Origin of the sequence: Promicromonospora sp. NPDC050249, assembly GCF_040656015.1 — a bacterium.
GTDB lineage: Bacteria > Actinomycetota > Actinomycetes > Actinomycetales > Cellulomonadaceae > Promicromonospora.
This window is the reverse complement of the sequence record NZ_JBFAKY010000025.1, coordinates 31,397-48,938: the sequence shown is the minus strand read 5'-3', so window position 1 is coordinate 48,938 and position 17,542 is coordinate 31,397. Positions and strand designations below refer to the sequence as shown.

Annotated in this window: 16 protein-coding genes; 10 read left to right on the top strand and 6 right to left on the bottom strand. The window is 72.7% G+C overall.

Going from position 1 to position 17,542, the window contains the following annotated elements; translation table 11 throughout:
* Nucleotides 1-27 precede the first annotated feature (27 nt).
* Entirely contained in the window at nucleotides 28-876 is an 849-nt protein-coding gene (locus AB0I32_RS19635; protein ID WP_357509027.1) for a phosphatidylinositol-specific phospholipase C/glycerophosphodiester phosphodiesterase family protein, read from the top strand.
* Here the strand turns inward: AB0I32_RS19635 and AB0I32_RS19630 are convergent.
* From AB0I32_RS19630 to AB0I32_RS19620, 3 genes are read right to left on the bottom strand one after another with little or no spacing between them, the layout of a single operon-like run.
* Entirely contained in the window at nucleotides 873-1,145 is a 273-nt protein-coding gene (locus AB0I32_RS19630; RefSeq protein ID WP_357509025.1) for a DUF6510 family protein, read from the bottom strand. The genes AB0I32_RS19635 and AB0I32_RS19630 overlap by 4 nt on opposite strands.
* Nucleotides 1,146-1,907 (bottom strand): FAD-binding oxidoreductase, encoded by a 762-nt coding sequence (locus tag AB0I32_RS19625; RefSeq protein ID WP_357509023.1) that lies wholly within the window; start codon nucleotides 1,905-1,907, stop codon nucleotides 1,146-1,148.
* Nucleotides 1,904-2,497 carry a molybdopterin-dependent oxidoreductase gene (locus AB0I32_RS19620; protein ID WP_357509021.1) on the bottom strand — a complete coding sequence of 198 codons (594 nt, stop codon included), beginning with the start codon at nucleotides 2,495-2,497 and terminating at the stop codon, nucleotides 1,904-1,906. Before AB0I32_RS19620 ends, AB0I32_RS19625 begins: the two co-directional genes overlap by 4 nt.
* Nucleotides 2,498-2,674: 177 nt before the next feature.
* Here AB0I32_RS19620 and AB0I32_RS19615 point away from each other — a divergent pair, with 177 nt between their 5' ends.
* The 8 genes from AB0I32_RS19615 to AB0I32_RS19580 all read left to right on the top strand — a co-directional run bounded on the left by AB0I32_RS19615 (nucleotide 2,675) and on the right by AB0I32_RS19580 (nucleotide 13,563).
* Nucleotides 2,675-3,628, top strand: coding sequence for an RNA polymerase sigma-70 factor (locus AB0I32_RS19615; RefSeq protein WP_357509019.1), 954 nt, complete (start codon nucleotides 2,675-2,677; stop codon nucleotides 3,626-3,628).
* An 87-nt stretch (nucleotides 3,629-3,715) separates the two neighbouring features.
* A complete protein-coding gene (locus AB0I32_RS19610; RefSeq protein ID WP_357509017.1) occupies nucleotides 3,716-4,918 on the top strand; it encodes an FAD-dependent oxidoreductase in 1,203 nt (400 codons plus the stop codon).
* Nucleotides 4,919-4,928: 10 nt separating this feature from the next.
* Nucleotides 4,929-6,617: an FAD-dependent oxidoreductase gene (locus tag AB0I32_RS19605; protein WP_357509015.1), complete on the top strand. Its 1,689-nt coding sequence runs from the start codon at nucleotides 4,929-4,931 to the stop codon at nucleotides 6,615-6,617.
* An 87-nt stretch (nucleotides 6,618-6,704) separates the two neighbouring features.
* Entirely contained in the window at nucleotides 6,705-8,777 is a 2,073-nt protein-coding gene (locus tag AB0I32_RS19600) for a carboxypeptidase regulatory-like domain-containing protein (RefSeq protein WP_357509013.1), read from the top strand.
* Between the two features lie 51 nt (nucleotides 8,778-8,828).
* Nucleotides 8,829-9,767 (top strand): amidohydrolase family protein, encoded by a 939-nt coding sequence (locus AB0I32_RS19595; protein WP_357509011.1) that lies wholly within the window; start codon nucleotides 8,829-8,831, stop codon nucleotides 9,765-9,767.
* A complete protein-coding gene (locus tag AB0I32_RS19590; protein WP_357509009.1) occupies nucleotides 9,764-10,627 on the top strand; it encodes a fumarylacetoacetate hydrolase family protein in 864 nt (287 codons plus the stop codon). Before AB0I32_RS19595 ends, AB0I32_RS19590 begins: the two co-directional genes overlap by 4 nt.
* Before the next feature lie 116 nt (nucleotides 10,628-10,743).
* Entirely contained in the window at nucleotides 10,744-11,262 is a 519-nt protein-coding gene (locus AB0I32_RS19585; protein WP_357509007.1) for a hypothetical protein, read from the top strand.
* A gap of 120 nt (nucleotides 11,263-11,382) precedes the next feature.
* Nucleotides 11,383-13,563 (top strand): RICIN domain-containing protein, encoded by a 2,181-nt coding sequence (locus AB0I32_RS19580; RefSeq protein WP_357509005.1) that lies wholly within the window; start codon nucleotides 11,383-11,385, stop codon nucleotides 13,561-13,563.
* A 388-nt stretch (nucleotides 13,564-13,951) separates the two neighbouring features.
* On the opposite strand, the gene AB0I32_RS19575 is transcribed toward AB0I32_RS19580, so the two are convergent.
* On the bottom strand, nucleotides 13,952-14,911 hold the full coding sequence (locus tag AB0I32_RS19575) for a hypothetical protein (RefSeq protein WP_357509003.1): 960 nt from the start codon (nucleotides 14,909-14,911) through the stop codon (nucleotides 13,952-13,954).
* 79 nt (nucleotides 14,912-14,990) lie between these two features.
* Nucleotides 14,991-15,686: an SDR family NAD(P)-dependent oxidoreductase gene (locus tag AB0I32_RS19570; RefSeq protein ID WP_357509001.1), complete on the bottom strand. Its 696-nt coding sequence runs from the start codon at nucleotides 15,684-15,686 to the stop codon at nucleotides 14,991-14,993.
* A 139-nt stretch (nucleotides 15,687-15,825) separates the two neighbouring features.
* Here AB0I32_RS19570 and AB0I32_RS19565 point away from each other — a divergent pair, with 139 nt between their 5' ends.
* The gene (locus AB0I32_RS19565; RefSeq protein WP_357508999.1) at nucleotides 15,826-16,668 is read left to right on the top strand and encodes a helix-turn-helix transcriptional regulator; all 843 of its coding nucleotides are present in this window, start codon (nucleotides 15,826-15,828) and stop codon (nucleotides 16,666-16,668) included.
* A gap of 7 nt (nucleotides 16,669-16,675) precedes the next feature.
* Here the strand turns inward: AB0I32_RS19565 and AB0I32_RS19560 are convergent, their stop codons facing one another.
* Nucleotides 16,676-17,500 (bottom strand): SDR family NAD(P)-dependent oxidoreductase, encoded by an 825-nt coding sequence (locus tag AB0I32_RS19560; RefSeq protein WP_357508997.1) that lies wholly within the window; start codon nucleotides 17,498-17,500, stop codon nucleotides 16,676-16,678.
* Nucleotides 17,501-17,542: the final 42 nt, after the last annotated feature.

Here is a 17,542-nt window from a genome sequence, read left to right as displayed (position 1 = left end):
GCATTCAGCAGGTACCTGGAGACGACAATGCGCGGAAGAACTATCGTCGGCGCGGCCCTCGCGGCCGCGACCCTGTTCGCGGGGCTGGCCACGCCGGCGTCGGCCACCTCGCCCGGACGGGGCGTCGACCTGGGCGAGCCCCACGACGCCGCGCACGCCCACAACGACTACGAGCACGAGCGCCCGCTGTACGACGCGCTGTCCCACGGCTTCACGAGCGTCGAGGCGGACGTCTGGCTGGTCGACGGCGAGCTGCTCGTCGCGCACGACCTCGTCGACGTCGACCCCGACCGGACGCTGGAGAGCCTCTACCTCGACCCGCTGCAGGACCTGACGCGCGGCCGCGGCCGGAGCGTCTACCCCGGCTGGGACGGCAGCCTGCAGCTCCTGATCGACATCAAGTCCGAGGGCGAGACCACGTACGCCGCCGTCCACGAGGCGCTCGCCGAGCACGCGCGGCTCATGACGCGCACCGTGCACGGCCGGGTGCGGACCGGTCCGGTGACCGCCGTCATCAGCGGCAACCGGCCGCTGGAGACCATGCGTGCGCAGCCCGTGCGCTACGCGTTCTACGACGGTCGCTCCACGGACCTCGGCTCCGGACTCCCGGCGAGCCTGATGCCGCTGGTCAGCGACAACTGGACCAAGCTATTCACCTGGCAGGGCGTTGGCCCGATGCCTGCCGCCGAGCGGGATCGCCTGCACGCTTTCGTGGGCCAGGCGCACGCCGCGGGCTACCGGGTCCGGTTCTGGGCCACGCCCGACCAGCCGGGCCCGGCGCGCGAGGCGGTGTGGACCGAGCTGGCGGCCGCCGGCGTCGACCACATCAACACCGACGACCTGGCGAGCCTTGACGCCTTCCTCACGGCCCACTAACGAGTCGAGACGGGGCGGGTCAGCTCTATGGCCGTGAGGCCCGCCAGGCTGAGGATCAGGCGGTCGCCCGCGTCGACGATCGTGGCCAGCACGTGGTCGCAGCCCGCGCACCGAGCCACCAGGCCGGGCGCGTTGGTGTAGACCATGGCCTCGGCGATCGCGGCCATCTGGCCGCAGCCGCCGCAGCGGGCGCGCGCGGCGGTCACATCGCCCGTGAACACCTCGGAGAGTGCGCCGGCGAGAACGTTGCCGTCGAGATGATCCGTCATCTAAAGGCCTCCGAAGCGTTCGGTGTGGATGTCCACCGCGGCGTGGCCCAGCTCCTGCAGCCAGCGCGCGATCGCCTCGACGAAGCCCGTCGAGCCGCAGGCGTAGATGCGCGGCCGCTCCGCAGCGGGGATGGTGCGGGCGGCGAGCGTCTCCCGGGTGAGGCGCCCGACGGCGTCGGGCCAGCCGTCCGGCGCGTCGCGCGTGTAGACGAGGTCCAGTCCGAAGGCCGGTCCGGCGAGTGCGGCCAGCTCGTCCCCGAAGAAGACGTCGGCCGGGGTCCGGACCGAGTACAGCAGCCGGAAGGGCGAGTCGTCGCCGGCGGCGCCGTGCGCTGCGGCCATGGCATACAGCGGGACGACGCCGGAGCCGCCCGCGACGAGCTGGACCGGACGGTCGCTCTCGCCGGGCCACCAGACGAAGAACGCGCCGAGCGGGCCGTGCAGCTCGAGCTGGTCACCGGGCAGCACCTCGCGGACCAGGAACGGGGAGACCTCACCGTCCGGCAGCTCGTCGATCGCGAGGACCACCTGCCCCGCCGGGGTCGAGGACGCGATCGAGTACGAGCGGCTCGCCTGGTAGCCGTCCGGAGCGGTGAGACGCACGTCGACGTGGGACCCGGCCGCGCTGCCCGGCCACGTCGGCACGTCGAGGACGAGCCGCACGGCAGTCGGCGTCTCGCGACGCGTCTCGGCGACGGTCGCGACGTGCCAGGCAGGGCGCGGACCGGACCGGCGCAGCGGGGTCATCGGTGACGCGCTCACCAGTACCGCTCTTCCTTCCACGGATCCCCGTAGAGGTGGTAGCCGTACTGCTCCCAGAAGCCCGGGTCGTTGTCGGGCATCATCGTCAGGCCGCGGAGCCACTTCGCGCTCTTCCAGAAGTACAGGTGCGGCACCAGCAGCCTGGCGGGTCCGCCGTGCTCGGGGTCCAGCGGACCGCCGTCCGCCTCCGTGGCGATCCAGGCCTTGCCGTCCAGCAGGTCCTCCAGCGGGATGTTCGTCGTGTACCCGCCGTAGGAGTGGGCCATGACGTACTCGTGCTCGGACTCGACGTTCTCGAAGACCTTGTCGAGGCTGACGCCGCGCCAGGACATGTCGAGCCTGGACCAGTGCGTCACGCAGTGGATGTCGACGGTGACGTCCTCCACCCCGAGCGCGAGGAGGTCGTCCCAGCTCCACCGGTGCTCCGCGCCCGTCTCGTCGCGGATCGTGAACTCCCACTCCGCGGTGTCGATCTGCGGGGTGGGGCCGGCGCTGAGCACCGGCCAGTCCTGGACGAGCGTCTGGCCGGGCGGGAGGCGTGCGTCCGGCTCACGTCTGCGGCCGGAGAAACCACGGGTGGCGAAGGACATGCTGACTCCCGTCCGGGCGACCTGGGGCCGGGCCGGCGAGCCCGGCTCGATGGTGGGATCAGCGTAGAGCCGCAGGCCGCCCCGTGGCGCGTGGAACCGGGCCTTGCCCGCGGGCGAACTTTCCGGGTCGCTCGGGACCGCAGCTGCCCCGCCCGCCGACGTCGTAGGGTCGGGCCCATGACCAAGGAGTCGTTGCGGCCCGACGAGCTGGAGGCCTTCGAAGGTTTCCGCCCGCGCCTCGAGGCCATCGCCTACCGCCTGCTGGGCTCCGCCGCGGAGGCCGAGGACGCCGTCCAGGAGACCTTCCTGCGCTGGGAAGCCGCCGACCGCGAGCAGATCAGGGTGCCGGAGGCCTGGCTGACCCGGGTGCTGACCAACCTCTGCCTCACCCAGCTCAAGTCGGCGCGCGCCCGGCGGGAGGTCTACGTCGGCCAGTGGCTGCCGGAGCCGGTGCTGGGCGGCGACCCGATGCTCGGTCCGGCGGACACCGCGGAGCAGCGCGACTCCGTGTCCACGGCGGTGCTGGTGCTGATGGAGCGCCTCACCCCGAACGAGCGCGCCGTCTACGTGCTGCGGGAGGCGTTCGCCTACTCGCACGCGGAGATCGCCGAGCTGCTCGACATCACCGAGGTCGGCAGCCAGCAGATCCTCCACCGCGCCAAGCAGCACCTGGCCACCGAGCGGTCCCGCGCGGCTGTCGACCAGGCCGCTGCCCGGCAGGTGGTGGAGGAGTTCCTCGCCGCCGCCACGAGCGGCCGGACGGAGCCGCTGGTCAGGCTGCTGACCTCGGACGCGATGGGCGTGGGCGACGGCGGCGGCAAGGTCCCGGCGCGTGCCAAGCCGTTCTTCGGCGCCGAGGCCGTCGCGAAGTTCCTGCGCGGGCTCTTCAAGCCTGCCGAGGCCAAGCGGGCGGCGCTGGGCGGAAGCCCCGACGTCTACGCGTGGACGGCGAACGGCCGGCCCGCGCTGGTCGCCGTGGTCGACGGCACGCTGGTCGGCGTCATGACGCTCGAGGCCACCGACGACGGCATCACCTCGGTGCTCAGCCAGGTCAACCCGGACAAGCTCGGCCGAGCCGCGCGGCAGTGGGCGGCGTCCGACCACGGCGAGCCGATCATCAAGGGATGGTGAGCGGCGTCACATCCGTGGCGTGTCAGGGATCGCGCAGCTGTCCGGTTCAGGAGGCACAGACCTTCTACGACAGGAGCTGAGTGGCCCATGAAGCACCGCATAGTCGTTCTCGGAGCCGGATACGCCGGAGCCTCCGCCGCCGGGCGGGTGGCGCGCCGTCTGCACGCCGACGACGTGGGCGTCACCCTGGTCAACGCCGAACCGGACTTCGTCGAGCGGGTGCGCATGCACCAGGTCGCCGCCGGGCAGGAGCTGCGCCACCGTCCGCTGCGCGACCTGCTCGCCGGGACGGGCGTCACCCTGCGGATCGCGCGCGTCACGGCGGTCGACGTCGACCGCAGGATCGTCACCCTCGCCGCCCCGGACGGCACCGTCCCCGCCGACGGCGTAGACGAGCTCGGCTACGACACGCTCGTCTACGCCCTGGGCAGCTCGCTGGCCGAGCACGGTGTGCCCGGCGTCGCCGAGCACGCCTACGACGTCGCGAGCCGACCGGGCGCGCTCAGGCTCCGCGACCGGCTCGCCGAGCTGGCCCCCGGCGGCCGGGTGGTAGTGGTCGGCGGCGGGCTGACCGGCATCGAGGCGGCGAGCGAGATCGCCGAGGCACGTGGCGACCTGGACGTGGCGCTCGCGGTCCGGGGCGACCTGGGCGACTGGCTCTCGCCGGCCGGGCAGCGGCATCTCCGCGCGGTCTTCGACCGGCTCGGCATCACCGTGCACGAGCACGCCGACGTCGAGCAGGTGGGCGCCACCGAGGTGCTGACCGGCGCCGGCGGGACGATCCCGGCGGACGTCACCGTGTGGTCGGCGGGGTTCGCGGTGCACCCGATCGCGGCCGCGACCACCCTGCGGGTCTCGGCGACCGGCCAGATCGTCGTCGACGGCACCATGCGGTCGGTCTCCCACCCGGACGTCTACGCGGTGGGCGACGTGGCGCTGGCCGACGGCCCGCTGGGGACGCCGCTGCGGATGTCGTGCGCCTCGGGCATCCCGATGGCCTGGCAGGCGGCCGACTCCATCGCCGCGCGCCTGACCGGCGGGAAGCTCCCGAACACTCCTCTGGGCTACGTGCACCAGTGCATCAGCCTGGGCCGGCAGGACGCCGTCATCCAGCTGGTCACCGCCGACGACCGGGCCAAGCCGGCCGCACCCGGTGGGCGCCTCGCCGCCGGCTACAAGGAGCTGATCTGCAAGGGCGCGGCGTACATGGTGGCCCACCCCCTGCCGTACCCGGCCCGGCGTCGCCGCCTGACCGCGCCGGCCCGCACGACCAGGCCGAGCCGCGTCTAGTCTTGGCGCCATGAGCGACAGGCCAGTCATCCTCCTGGTCGTCGGCGAGCACGCCGACGTCGTCGAGCAGGAGTTCCGCGCCCGGTACGACCGCGACTACCGGATAGAGGTCGCCGTGGGTCTCGACGCGGGCCTCGACCGCGCGCGGGACCTCGTGCGCGACGGCGCGCAGATCGCGATGGTCGCGGCGGAGCACGTCCTGGACGAGGGCACCTCGATCGAGTTCCTGCACCACGTGCCCGCCATCGTCGCGACGGCGCGGCGCGTGGCGCTCGTCTGGTTCGACGACTTCGCCGGTGCCATCGACGACCTGCGCGCGGCGGCGCTGCGGCGGGACATGGACACGTTCGTCGTCATCCCGCGCGGCCCGCGCGACGAGGAGTTCCACACCGCGCTGATCGAGCTGCTGTCGGAGTGGGGGTGGTCGGTGGGGCGGCCGATGGTGACCATCAACGACCTGGTCGCGGAGCCGGGCGACCGGGCAGCGGCGGCGGTCCGGGACCTCCTGGAGCGCCTGGGCTTCCCGTACCGTTCGCTCGCGCCGGGTGACGACGCGGCGCAGGAGATCGTCGAGGCCGCCGGGGTGGGTGCGGAGCTACCGCTGGTGCGCACCCATACCGGCCGCGTGCTCACAGCGGCGACACCCGCCGCGGTCACCGAGGCCATCTACGGCGGGTTCGACTCGATCCCCGACGGCGTGATCGCGGACGTGGCCATCGTCGGTGGTGGCCCGGCGGGGCTCGCCGCGGCCGTCTACGCGGCGTCCGAGGGACTGGCCACGGTGATGCTCGAGCGCGACGCCATCGGTGGCCAGGCCGGGTCCAGCTCGATGATCCGCAACTACCTCGGCTTCCCGCGCGGGATCTCTGGCATGAGGCTCGCCCAGCGGTCCCGCATCCAGGCGGGCCGGTTCGGCGCGCAGTTCTTCACCGGGCGCCCGGCGATCCGGATCGAGCCGGGACCGGCGAACGAGCCCGAGCACCAGCACGTGCACGTCGCCGGCGCCCAGATGTGCGCCCGGACCGTCGTCATCGCCACCGGGGTGAAGTACCGCCGCCTGGGTGTACCCGCCGTCGACGACCTCGTGGGCGCAGGCGTCTACTACGGCGCGGCGACGTCGATGGCGCGCGAGCTGCAGGACCGCGACGTCTACGTGGTCGGTGGCGGCAACTCGGCGGGGCAGGCCGCCATCCACCTCGCCAAGTTCGCGGGCGCGGTGACGATAGTGGTCCGGCGCGAGAGCCTGGCCGAGACGATGTCGGCCTACCTGATCCGCGAGATCGAGGCGACGCCGAACATCCAGGTATGGACCCGGACCGTGGTCACCGACGGCGGCGGGGAGGGGCGGCTCCAGTGGCTCCGGCTCGAGAACCTGGACACCGGCGAGCCGTTCAAGACGCTGGCCGACGGCCTGTTCTGCCTGCTCGGCGCCGAGCCCGACTGCTCGTGGCTGCCCGAGGGCGTGGCGCTCGACGAGCGCGGGTTCGTGCTCACGGGGCGGGACGTGCCGCGGGAGTTCTGGGTCGACGGCCAGCCGCCGGCCAGCCTGGAGACGACGGTGCCCGGCATCTTCGCCGTCGGCGACGTACGCGCGGGCTCGATGAAGCGGGTGGCCTCGGCGAGCGGCGAGGGCGCCTCCGTCCTCCCGCTGGTCCACGCCCACCTGGCCCGCATCCGAGCCCGCGAGTTCGCCGGCTGACCGTCGGAGCCGGCGCTCGCCTCGGGAGCGTCGTGCAGCTTTTCGCCCCCCGCGCGGCCGCGCCGGTTGTCTCTTAGCGTTTCGACTGTGAAGCACACCCCGGCGGGCCTGGGCGTAGTCGCGGCGGTGGTGCTCGCCGCGCTGAGCGTCGTCGTCCCAGCGCTGCCCGCGACCGCGGAGACGTCCGCCGGATGGGCTGACTGGGAGCCGCTGACCGGGTCGGCGGGCGACTGGTCGACGACGGTGCGGCTGCCGGCCGGCGGCTTTCCCGCCGCTACGGTGACCTCCGACTCACGGGGCGGCGTCGGCGTCGTCTCCGGCGCGTCCTCGTGGCTCGGTCCGGCGACGCCGCCGGGCGAGGCCTTCGGATCGAGCCGTGACCAGCAGTACCTCAACCTCCGCCCGCAGGCCGACCGGCCCACGACGCCGTCGACCACCACGTACACCTTCGAGCACCCGACGCCGGCGAGCGGCTGGGCGCTGGTGCTGGGCGACATCGACGCCGACCGCGCGGTGGTGACCGCACGCGGCGCGGACGGCCGGCTGCTCGCCGGCGCGGAGCTGGGCTGGCAGGGCGGGTTCAACTACTGCCAGGGGGCGGGGTCGCCGTCCTGCGCGGGGGCGGCGGAGGACGTGCCGACCTGGGACCCGGCCACCGGCGAGCTGCTCGGCAACGCTGCCGCCGCGGACACGTCCGGTGCCGCCGGCTGGTTCCGGCCCTCCGCGCCGATCAAGAGCCTGACGGTCGAGTTCTACCAGCGCGGCGGCTTCCCGGTGTACCAGACGTGGTTCGCGTCCCTGGCCCGTGACATCGCCGGGACCGTTGACCTGGTGGACGCGGGCGGAGCGCCGCAGGGTGTCCTCCCCGGCGCGACTCTCACGCTCTTCGGCCCGGACGGCACCGAGCTCGACACCGCGACGTCGGACGAGAGCGGCCAGTACATCTTCCCCGGCTGTGTCGCGGCATCCGGCTACCGCGTGGAGCTCACCACCCTCCCGGAGGCTGACGACGCCTACCCGCACGGGCTGACCCCCTTCGGCGAACGGGTGGTCGACGAGGTCGACCTCAGCTCCGCCGACGCCACCGGCGTCGACCTCGCGGCACGCGAGATCCGGCCCGTCGCCGTGAGCGGCGCGGTGCTCACCGACGACGGCGCGCCCGTCCCCGGCGCGACCGTCACGCTCACACCGGTCGGCGGTGGCACCCCGCTCACCGCGGTGACGAGCTCGACCGGCGAGTACCTGATCGACGACGTCGGGTGGGACGCCGGCGACGACCAGCCGCAGGACTACACGTTCGCGTTGGGCCAGCTGCCCGAGGGGTACGTGACGGCCACGGCGCCGGACGGCATCACCGTGGCGGTCGGCCAGGAGGAGCCCAGCGCCGGCAACGACTTCGCCGTCCGGGCGCCCGCGTCGCTCTCGGGCACGGTGACCGTCGGCGAGGAACCGCTCGCGGGGGTCGTCGTGACGCTGACCGGCCCGGACGGGACCGCAAGCACCACGACGGAGGCCGACGGCACCTACGTCTTCGACGGCGTGCTCCCCGGTGACCACACGGTGCGCGTGACGCCCCCCGACGGGTACCGCCCCGACGGGCGGGAAGCCCGCGACGTCACCGTCACGGCCGAGGACCTGGCCGAGCTGGACTTCGGGCTGTCCCGTCCCGGCTCCGTCGGCGGAACGGTGACCGACGACGCCGACGCCCCCGTGGCCGACGCCACGGTGACGGTCGCCGGTCCCGGTGGGTCGATCACCCTGGCCTCCGACGCCGCAGGCGGGTACTTCACCGGGGACCTGGCACCCGGCGACTACGTGATCACGCTGACCGTGCCCGACGGGTACACCGCTGACGCCACCGAGCGTCCGGTAGAGGTGACCGGTGCCGGCGAGAACTGGCTGGAGGAGCACTTCCCCGTCGTGCGGGTGCCCGTGCCGAGCCCGACGCCGAGCCCCGCTCCGAGCGCGACGCCGAGCGTGGGCCCGACACTGACCCCGACCCCGCAGCCGTCGGCGGGCCCCGCCCCGGGCGACGCCGCGGGAGGGCCGGGCTCGGGCAGCCTCGCCGCGACGGGCGCGACGGTCGGGTCCATCGGCCTGGCCGCGGCCCTCCTGGTGGCGCTGGGCGTCGCGCTGGTGCGTACCTCCCGCACGAGCTGACCGGGACCGCCGTTAGCCTGTGCTCCGGGCACGGAGACAGGAGACGCCTCGATGGAGCGGATAGACGCGCACCACCACCTGTGGGTCCGCACGCGGACACCGCAGCCCTGGATCGACCCGGTGTCGATGCGGGCGATCGATGCGGACTTCACCACCGACGACCTGGCGCGCGCCCTGGCGGGGCTGAACGTGACAGGGACCGTCGTGGTGCAGTCGGTGCCCACGGAGGCCGAGACGGTCGACCTGCTCGCCGTCGCGGACCGCACCCCGGTGATCCGCGGCGTCGTCGGCTGGGTGGAGCTCGCGGACCCCGGTGTCGCCGACGCGCTGGCCAGGCTCCGCTCCGGGCCCGGCGGCGGGCACCTCGTGGGCGTCCGGTCGATGGTCCAGGCGGAGCACGACCCCGGCTACCTCGACGGCGCGGACCTGCGCCGGGGCATGCGGGCAGTGGCCGAGCAGGGGCTGACGGTCGACCTCGTGACCAGGCACGAGCAGCTGCCGGGCGTGGCACGGCTCGCGCGCGACCTGCCAGAGGTCCCGTTCGTCCTGGACCACCTGGGCAAGCCGCCGCTCGCGGACCCAGGACCCGCCGACGGCGGCGACCTCGTCGGCTGGGCGGAGGCGATCCGCGAGATCGGCACGCACCCCAACGTCACCGCGAAGCTGTCCGGCCTCGTCACCGAGGCGTCCTGGACGAACTGGTCCAGCCAGGACCTGCGGCCCGCCGTCGACCATGCGCTCGACGCCTTCGGACCCGGCCGGCTCATGTTCGGGTCGGACTGGCCGGTCAGCCTCCTGGCCACGCGCTACGCCGAGTGGGTGGACACGCTGACAGGTCTGCTGGGTGGACTGACGTCCACCGAACAGGCGGCGGTCTGGCACGGTACTGCCCGGCGGGTCTACGGCCTGTCGACGGAACGCGCAGCAGGAGTGCCCGGTGGGCCAGCTCCCACCGCTCACGCGGAGCCCAACACAGAGGAGCAAGAATGAAGCTCGCCCGGATCGGAACCCCCGGCCAGGAACGCCCGGTGGTGCACGACGGCACCAGCTGGTACGACCTGAGCACGCTGACCGCGGACGTCGACGGTGCGTTCCTCGAGGCCGACGGCGTCGAGCGCACCCGGGCGGCGCTCGCGGCGGGGACGCTCTCCGCTGTGGAGACGGACGGCGTGCGGTTCGGCTCGCCGGTGGCCCGGCCGTCAGCGATCGTGTGCGTCGGCATGAACTACGCGGCGCATGCCGCGGAGTCGGGTTCCGCGCCGCCGCAGGCGCCGGTCATCTTCCTCAAGACGCCGAACACCATCGCCGGGCCGTACGACACGGTGACGATCCCCCGGGGCAGCACCAGGACGGACTGGGAGGTCGAGCTCGCGGTGGTGATCGGCCGCCGCGCGTCCTACCTCGACTCGCCCGAGCAGGCCCGGGACGTGATCGCCGGGTACGCCGTGGCCAACGACCTGTCCGAGCGGACGTGGCAGCTCGAGGAGTCGGGCGGCCAGTGGTCGAAGGGCAAGTGCGCTCCGGGGTTCACCCCGTTCGGCCCGTGGCTCGTCACGCCCGACGAGGCCGACGGCGCGGACCCCGCTGGCCTGCGCCTGCGGTCGTGGGTCAACGGCGAGCCGCGCCAGGACTCCACGACGGCTGACCTGATCTTCGGCGTCGACGTGCTGGTGCACACGCTGAGCCAGTACCTGGTGCTGGAGCCCGGCGACGTGCTGCTCACCGGCACGCCGGAGGGTGTGGCGCTGTCCGGCCGGTTCCCGTACCTGCAGCCGGGCGACGTGGTGGAGACCGAGATCGACGGCCTGGGACGGCAGCGCCAGGAGTACGTGGCCTGGGCAGGCGTGTGATCGTGGTCACGGCGCTCGACGCCGACGGCTGATCTCGGCGACCCGTTCCGCAGGATGCGAAGGCGCCGGGCGGAAAGTGGCACCGAGCACCCCCTGACATGCGGAAAGATGCGCGCATGAGGTTCGAGTACTTCGCAGTCGCGGACGACGAGACAGCAGCCCTGACCATCGACGGTGGCGACATCGACGGCAGCGTGGGATCCCACGTGGTCGACCCCGCATCGGTACTGGGCCAGCTCGAGCGGTTGCTCGGTGGCCCGGTCGGGGACGACGGCCTGCGCAGCGCCCAGCTCGTGGCCGAGAGCGCCGACGGGGCGCGCCTGGTGATCCGCCTGTCCAACCACCTGGTGTCCCTGTTCGGGATGGTGCGCCCGGCGACGCTGGACGACGTCGTGAAGCACTGGTCGCTGTCCCGCCGGTTCCGCCGTGCGGACCCGGAGGACCTGAACGCCTTCGCCGCCGGGCTGAACGAGCTCTGCAAGGGCAGCGGCAAGCGTGTCTACTGCCGCGCGACCGCAGACGAGGCGGAGCTCGCCCCGGCCCGGACCCCGGTCGGAGCCGGCGTCGGCGCGGGTGTCGGTGCGGGCGTGGGCGGCGACCCGGAGGAGCCGCGACCGCTGCCTCGGCGGCGCTGAACGTGACACGAGCGGCTGCCCGCGCATAGGGGGTTTCCACAACTGACAGGTCGGTAAGTTTCTCCCTATGGTGAGGTGCTGCCGCACCGACGCGGCGGCGGAGACTCGCCGGAGGCCGTCATGTCATCTGTTCGGAAAGCGGTGGGCGCCCTCGCCGCCGTCGTGCTCGCGGGCCTGCTCGGGGTCGTGGCATCGCCGGGGGCCGTCGCCGCGACGACCGGCACGCTGGTCAGCTCGGCGAGCGGCAAGTGCCTCGACGTCGCGGAGGGGTCCACCGCGAACGGCAACCGGCCCCAGATCTGGGACTGCACGTCGAACAACGCCAACCAGGCCTGGACGCTCGCCGACGACGGCTCCGTCCGCGGCCTCGGCAAGTGCCTCGACGTAGCGAACGGCTCGACGGCGGACGGCGCCGTCGTCCACCTGTGGGACTGCTTCGGCTCGCTGGCGAGCCAGAAGTGGACCCTGACCGCGGCCGGCGACCTGGTGAACCGGGCTGCGAACAAGTGCCTGGACGTCGCGGGTGGTGCGACGGCGAACGGCACCCGCGTCCAGCTCTGGAGCTGCACCGGCGCCGCCAACCAGAAGTGGTCCCACAACGGAGGCTCCGTGCCTGGACCGAACCCTGACCCTGTCCTCCCGAACCCGGCGAACCCGGACCTCGGCCCGAACGTCGCGGTCTTCGACACCTCCATGTCCGACGCCGCGGTCCAGTCGAAGCTCAACAGCGTCTTCGACGCCCAGGAGACCAACCAGTTCGGTCCCCAGCGCCACGCCATGCTGTTCTACCCGGGCTCGTACGACGTCGACGCGAACGTCGGCTTCTTCACCCAGGTAGCGGGCCTCGGCCTTGTGCCGGACGACGTGAACATCAACGGCCACGTCCACGTCGAGGCCGACTGGTGGCCGGACGGCTCGCAGAACGCTACCCAGAACTTCTGGCGCTCCGCCGAGGGCCTGTCCGTGACGCCCGCGGACGGCAACGACCGCTGGTCCGTCTCCCAGGCCGCGCCCTACCGGCGCATGCACCTGCGCGGCAACCTCGCCCTGTCCGACGGCGGCTGGTCGTCGGGCGGCCTCATCGCCGACTCGAAGGTCGACGGGCAGATCAACTCCGGCACCCAGCAGCAGTTCCTCACGCGGAACTCCGCCATGGGCAGCTGGGCCGGCTCCAACTGGAACCAGGTCTTCGTGGGTAGCACGGGGGCGCCGGGCAACAGCTTCCCGAACCCGCCGTACACGACGATCGCCGCCACCCCGAAGGTCGCCGAGAAGCCGTACCTGTACGTCGACGACAACGGCTCCTACCGGGTGTTCGTCCCCGCCGTCCGCACCGGGACGACAGGCACCACCTGGGCGAACGGCGACCCCGCCGGGCAGTCCCTGCCGATCAGCGACTTCCACGTGGTGCGCCCCGGCGACACCGCGGCGAGCATGAACACGGCGCTCGCGGCGGGCAAGAACCTGCTGGTCACCCCTGGCACTTACCAGCTCAACCAGACGCTCCAGGTCAACCGGGCGAACACGGTGGTGCTCGGCCTGGGCCTCGCCACGTTCGTGCCGCAGGGCGGCATCAACGCCATGAACGTGGCCGACGTCGACGGCGTGCGCCTGGCCGGCATCATGTTCGACGCCGGGACCACCAGCTCCAACGTGCTGCTCCAGGTGGGCCCGGCGGGTTCGTCCGCCGACCACGCGGCGAACCCGACCGTGCTGTCCGACGTGTTCATCCGCGTGGGCGGCTCCATCGCGGGCAAGGCCGCGGTGAGCATGGAGGTCAACAGCGACGACGTCATCGGCGACCACGCCTGGATCTGGCGGGCCGACCACGGCAACAACGGGACGGTGGGCTGGACCGTGAACACCGGCCGCAACGGCCTGATCGTGAACGGCGACGACGTCACCATGTACGGCCTGTTCGTCGAGCACTACCAGCAGTACCAGACCATCTGGAACGGGGAGCGCGGGCGCACGTACTTCTACCAGAACGAGATGCCGTACGACCCGCCGAACCAGGCCGCCTACATGAACGGCTCGACCGAGGGCTGGGCGGCATACAAGGTCGGCGACGCCGTGACCGACCACCAGGCCTGGGGGCTGGGCAGCTACGCGTTCTTCAACGTGAACCCCGCGGTGGCGAACGCCCGGGCCTTCGAGGTGCCGGTCCGCTCGGGCGTCCGGTTCCACAACATGGTCACCGTGTCGCTCGGCGGCGTCGGCACCATCCGCCGCGTCATCAACAACACGGGCGAGACGGTGAACAGCGGCCGCCAGGTGACCTACCTGACGACGGGCCCGTGACCTGACGGAGGTCCTGTGGCCGACCTCCGTCCAGCAGGCTTCAGGCGGCCGGAACCCTGGGGGTTCCGGTCGCCTGAAGCCTGCCGACCACGACTCGGTCAGCGGCAGATCAGGCGGACGCCGACGCGTCGTTGGCGTAGATGTCCTGGTAGAGGCGCAGCGCTTCCGACGCGAGGTCGACGTGAGGTCCTGGTGGTCGCGTCCGGCGAACCTGTCGACCGCCAGGGTCGTCGGCAGCGGCTCGGCGCCGGTCGGCGCGCGGCGGAGCGCCCGGGCGGCACCCGCAGCGTGGGTGACCCAGATCGCCTGGGCGATCCACACCCCTGGCCCGGATGTCCACGCCGGACGAGATCGCGGCGCTCCGGACGGCGGCGGAGAGCATCGGCGGTCAGCCGCCGTACCGTCGAGCGACCTCGCCGAACGCCTCCTTGCGCTGATAGACGCCGTCCTCCGTCACGGCCATGACGCCGAAGCCGGCCTTGTCGAGGTCGAGGCCCGGGTCCTCGCGACGCGGGAAGTCGGGCATGGCGAAGGTGAAGACGAAACAGCCGTGGACGCCTTCCGCGTCGTACAGCTCGATGAGCTCGCCGAGGTAGCGGGCCTGGACGGACTCGTCGCGCGGATGGTCGTCGCGGATGCGCGGCGGTTCGGCGAACCAGTCGACGATCTGGAACGAGCCGGCACCGCGCAGGTCGGCCCCGGTGAAGGCACCGCAGCCGAACTCGGTGATGACCACCGGCTTGCCCTCGTTGTCGCGGACCAGGCCGCGCAGCCGGTCGGCGTAGGTCGCCTGGTTGCGCGCACCTCGGTACAGGCTGACGCCGACCACGTCGAACGGAGACCAGTCGACCTCCTCCCACCCGGCCGCCGAATAGGTCAGGGGGCCCTGGAAGTGGCGGCGCGCGATCGCCACGGTGCGGACGAGCAGCCTGTGGAGACGCCGGTTGATCCGGCGCCGCAGCAGACGGTGGAACCGCAGGATGAGCTTCAGCCGCAGGAACGAGCGGAATCCAGGGACGATGCCGGGCACGGTGTGCGAGAGCTCGGTGCCCACGAGGAGCGTCACGCGGTCCGGGTGCTCGCGGCGCAGCGTCTCGGCCGCCGCGGCCACGGCGTCCAGCCGCTCCAGCAGCTCGCGCCGGGGCCGGTCGGTGTGGTCCGGTCGGATGTAGACGGCCAGGCCGACGTCGAGGGCGACGCGAGCGGCCTCGATCAACCGCTCGACGTCGCCGCCCGTCACCATCACCGTGTCGCAGTGCAGGTCCCGCTCGATGATCTCCAGATCCCGGCGCACGTCGTCCGCGCTCGACTCACCGAGCAGGTAGGAGATGCCGCGGACCTTCAGCATGCGATCGCCTCGGCTCGGCGCAGGTGCGGAGACGTCATGGCCCGACCCTTTCACGGCGAGCGCGAGAGTGGTGGCGAGATCACCAGATGACAGGCCCCTCGTCGTCGAAGAAGCCGCCGGTCGGGCCGTCGGCGCCGATCAGGGCCATCCGGACGATGATCTCGGCGCCCTGCTCCACGGTCTTGTACCCGCCGTGGTCGTTGAGGTCGGTGGCGGTGTAGCCAGGGTCGACGGTGTTGAACCGGATGCCCGGAAACTCCTTGGCGTACATGGCGTTGACCATGACCAGGGCGGCCTTGGAGGAGCTGTAGTCCATGAGCTTCACGTGGAACTCCACCCGGCTGGGGTCGGTGACCGCCGCCAGCGAGCCGAGCCCGCTGCCGACGTTGACGACCACCGGGTTGTCGCTCTCCTGCAGCAGGGGCAGGAAGGCCCGCGTCACCCGCACCGGCCCGAAGACGTTCGTGTCGTAGACGTGCAGCATGTCGGCACCGGTCACGTCGCCAGGGGTCTTCGGCACACCGGAGATCCCGGCGTTGTTGACCAGCACGTCGAGGTGGCCGGCCTCGGCGCGGACGGCGTCGGCGGCGGCCTGGACCGAGTCGTCGTCCGTCACGTCGAGCTGGACGAAGCGGCCGCCGAGCCGCGCGGCGGCCGCCTTGCCGCGCTCCGGGTCGCGTGCCGCGACGTAGACGGTGTGCCCGGCCTCGATGAGGCGGCGGGCGGTCTCGTAGCCGAGGCTCTTGTTCGCCCCGGTGATGAGGGTGGTCGTCATAGTTCTTCGCTCCGAACGGTCGGTGGTTCCTGCTGAGATCCCCACCGTCGTCGGTCCTGGGGTGGACAGACAGCGCCCCGTGCAGCCTGGGTACGGCCAGTACCAGGCTGTTCTCGTCGGGCCTCGATACGTTGGGGGCATGAGCGGATCCACGGAGCTGGGCAGCGCACTGCGCGCCTGGCGCGACCGCACCGCGCCGGCCGCGGTGGGCCTGCCCTCCGGCGGCGTGCGGCGCGCCGCCGGGCTGCGCAGGGAGGAGCTCTCGCAGCTCGCCAGCCTGTCCGTCGACTACATAGTGCGGCTCGAACAGGGCCGGGCCACCTCGCCGTCGCCGCAGGTCCTGTCCTCGCTCGCCCGCGCCCTGCGGCTGTCCGACGCCGAGCGGGAGCACCTGTACGTCCTCGCCGGCCAGCCGGTGCCGGGCCCCGGCCACCTCTCCCAGGTCATCCCGCCGGGGGTGCGGCGGCTGATCGACCAGCTCGACGGCGCCCCGCTGAGCGTGAACGACGCCGCCTGGAACATGGTGCTGTGGAACCCGATGTGGGCGGCCCTGCTCGGCGACCCGACCCAGCTGTCCGAACGTGAGCGCAACCCGATCTGGCGCCATTTCGTGGGGCCGCCGTACAGCATCCGGCAGTCTCCGGAGCACGGCGCGAGCTTCGAGGCGGCGATGATCTCGGACCTGCGGGCGGCGCGGGCCCGGTACCCGGCCGACGCCGGCCTGCTCTCCCTCGTCGAGGACCTCCGGAGCGCCAGCGCCGACTTCGCGCGGCAGTGGGACGCCGGGGTCGTGGGCGAACACGTGTCGAACCACAAGACGGTCCTGCACCCCGACGTCGGCCCGCTGGTCCTGGACTGCGACGTGCTCGCGGTGCCGGGCAGCGACCTGCGCATCGTCGTGTACACCGCGGGGGCCGGCAGCGAGGACGCCGACCGGCTGAAGCTGCTCGGGACCATCGGTACCCAGGTGTTCGCCCGCTGAACGCTGGTCAACCGGCGGAGCCGTGCGCTCTGCGGGCCAGCTCGGTGCCGTCTTGCCACGTCGCGAGGCGGTGCTCGTAGATGCCGGTGACGATCTGGTGCGCCTGGGCGCCGAACAGGACCCGCAGCGGCGGCCGTTCGCTGTCGACCACCTCCAGAAGGGCGGCCGCGGCCGCCGTTGGGGATCCGGGTGCCTGCGTACCCCGGCGCCGGGCGGCGGCCTCCCGGACGAAGTCGTACGTCGCCCAGCGCGTCGAGGTGCGGGCGGACGGCCCTGCCCAGTCGGTGTCGAAGCCACCGGGCTCGACCAGGGTGACGTGGATGCCCAGCGGCTCGACCTCGATCGCCAGCGACTCGCTGATGGCCTCCAGCGCCCACTTCGACGCGTGGTACGCGCCGAGGTTCGCGAAGGCGCCGACGCCACCGATGCTCGACATCTGCACCACGTGCCCGCTGCCCTGCGCGCGCAGGATCGGCAGGGCAGCCTGGGTCACCCACAGCGCGCCGAAGAGGTTCGTGTCGAGCTGGGCGCGCAGCTCCGGCTCGGTGACCTCCTCGACCGCCCCGAAGTGCCCGTACCCGGCGTTGTTGACGACGACGTCGAGCCGCCCGAACCGCTCGTGCGCCTGCCGGACGGCGCCCCGGCAGGCCGCCTGGTCCGTCACGTCGAGCCGGAGCGGCAGGACCAGGTCCCCGTACTCCGCGACGAGCCCGTCGAGCGCGGCGAGCGAGCGGGCGGTGGCGGCCACCTGGTCTCCGCGTCGCAGAGCGGCGAGCGCGAACTCGCGGCCGAACCCGCGTGAGGAACCGGTGATGAACCAGACCTTGGACATGATCTCTCCCTGCGTCTCGGTGGGTGTCTCGGTGGGTGTACC